The organism is Dysgonomonas sp. 521, from assembly GCF_010501055.1.
GTDB lineage: Bacteria > Bacteroidota > Bacteroidia > Bacteroidales > Dysgonomonadaceae > Dysgonomonas.
On sequence record NZ_QVMO01000198.1, the window covers coordinates 1 to 2,131 of the forward strand.

The window sequence follows — 2,131 nt, forward strand, 5'->3', positions numbered from 1 at the left end:
AAACTGATGGCTCCTTAATTTATCGTTAACTCTCTCCTATGCAAAGGTAAAAACTATATAAATCTTGTAAAAGATGACCGAGACCGAAGGATTACTTTTCATTCGGTTCGCCTTGCTTATCTGCATACAAGCCAGTTTGCATATCTGTATTTTTTCTTTCATCGGCTACCTGTCGCTCTTGCATATTGAGTTGCTCGGAGATACTGCCGTTCTTCATCGTGTTGCAGTATTCAAAGGTTTCAGTTAGTTGGCGTTGGTAGCTGAATAGTTTATCAAATCCCTGCTCTGCTTGTTGGAACAGGTTCTTCCTATCAAAACCGCCCTTAACCGTTCCTTTCTTAGTGTTCTTGTGGTTAGTTAATGGAGATAGCTTTTTCTTATTGGATTGGTCTTTCCTGCTTACAATCAAATGACAGTGCATATTTAGTTCGTTGTTTGACCTGTCACGGCTGAAATGTATCTTGCCATAAAACTTTATATCCTCTGCCGATAGTTCTTTGTTGAAATTCCTGGCATATTCGGGAATAACCACTTCACGGATATACCGTTTCATGGCTTCGGCTTGTTCCTGTTCGGTATTGCCCATTGCCCGAAGTTCCTTTTCTGACGGGCTTACATGGATAGCGTAAAACTTGGCATCTGTTTTCATGAGTTGCCCGATATTGCTATCTATATCTTTAATGACTTGGGATTTATATATATTATCATCTGTCAGGTTGAAAAATCCTTCTGTATAGATTCCTTGCTCCATGCGTTCCATATCTTCATGTTCGAGGTAATTTGCCAGCTTTCGGCTACTGCCTGCATTGTTGTATGTGCCTTTGGACGGTGGCGGGAAATCTATATTCATAGGTTACTCGTTTATCAGGTCGTTTATTTCTGCTCTTAGGTTCTCTTTGCGTTTGCCGTCCATTACTCCGCAGGTTGCCAGTTCCGAATAAAGGGAAATCAGTTGCAATAGCTTCTGATTGTTCCTTTGCTGTGTTTGGGTTTGCTTATTTATAATATTGGAAAGGCTGTCAATAGTAGCGGATAGTTTATCAAGGCTTGCGGACTGGTTATTTATTACTACTGCTATTTTACCGAAATGTTCGTCCAACTTTTTTAGAACATTGACAAGATTATCTTTTGAAGTGTTTATTTCTAAATTTACTTTTTCCGTCAGGATTCCGACAGCCGTATCGAACTTAACGCTTATTGAATGGCTTGTCCGTATCATAGGGTTGAGTTGCTCTTCTTCATAGTGGCGAATGAAACGTATAATATCATCCTGCCGTTTGTTAATCTTGGATAGTTCTGATTTTACCGATTCGGGAGCATCGGCAGGGTTGATATGTGCTTTCTCCAAATACAGGAATGCCAGTTTTACAACTTCACTCTTTTTCAGCGAATAGCGTTTACATATCTTTTCTACTAAACGCCCTGTTTCCTTGTCTATGGAAACAGTAGTATATATTATCTTTTGGGCTTCATCTTTCATGACAATTACTTTTTAATGGAATTTCATGTTATTAAAAGTCTGATAATTAGCGATAAATACAAAAGGCTAATTATTGGACTAATTATAGCGGTTTAGTATAAACCGCTAAAGCCGAAGGCTTTGTCCCGCAGGGCAAGAGGAAGAACAGGACGAAGTCCAGTTCCCTCTTGCTTAATTTAGTGAAACAAACAGAGCCGGTAGGCGAGGTTGTTTCTGCTAAATGCGGAGCCATTACTTGAAGGCGTAAACTAAAAACAAGCCTTCATCATTTGCCCTATTCTGCTTAAAACATAAAATGCAGAATCATTCATCTTTCTCATCACCATTATCTGTCGGATGCTTCTTTTCAAACTGCTGATAGGTTTGAAAATCCATATGCTCACGAACAAAAGCGCGGACATCTTTTACTCGGTAATAGGTCTTATGAGCTATCATAAAGAAAGGCAGTTTTTTTCCGGAACGATACCGCTGGAGCGTACGATACGACACTTTTAAGAGAAAGGCTAAATCTTGGTTATCGAGCAGTTTCTCGTCTTCGTCAAATACTTCTTTGGTGTTTAACTAAGAGTGTAATTTGTTGCTTTCCTTTTTTTATTCTATCTTTGAACTCTATTAATGTAGAATACAGCAAGATAAAGATATGGAAAAGAT

At 38.9% G+C, this 2,131-nt stretch carries 1 protein-coding gene and 2 pseudogenes; all 3 read right to left on the bottom strand.

The features are described 5' to 3' along the window. Positions 1–106 precede the first annotated feature (106 nt). Positions 107–850: pseudogene (locus D0T84_RS22070) on the bottom strand (DUF5712 family protein); the annotation flags it as partial. A gap of 3 nt (positions 851–853) precedes the next feature. Beyond that, a complete protein-coding gene (locus D0T84_RS22075; protein WP_163310072.1) occupies positions 854–1,480 on the bottom strand; it encodes a BfmA/BtgA family mobilization protein in 627 nt (208 codons plus the stop codon). A 303-nt stretch (positions 1,481–1,783) separates the two neighbouring features. Then, positions 1,784–2,041 (bottom strand): annotated as a pseudogene (locus D0T84_RS22080) (helix-turn-helix domain-containing protein); the annotation flags it as partial. Between the last annotated feature and the right edge of the window lie 90 nt (positions 2,042–2,131).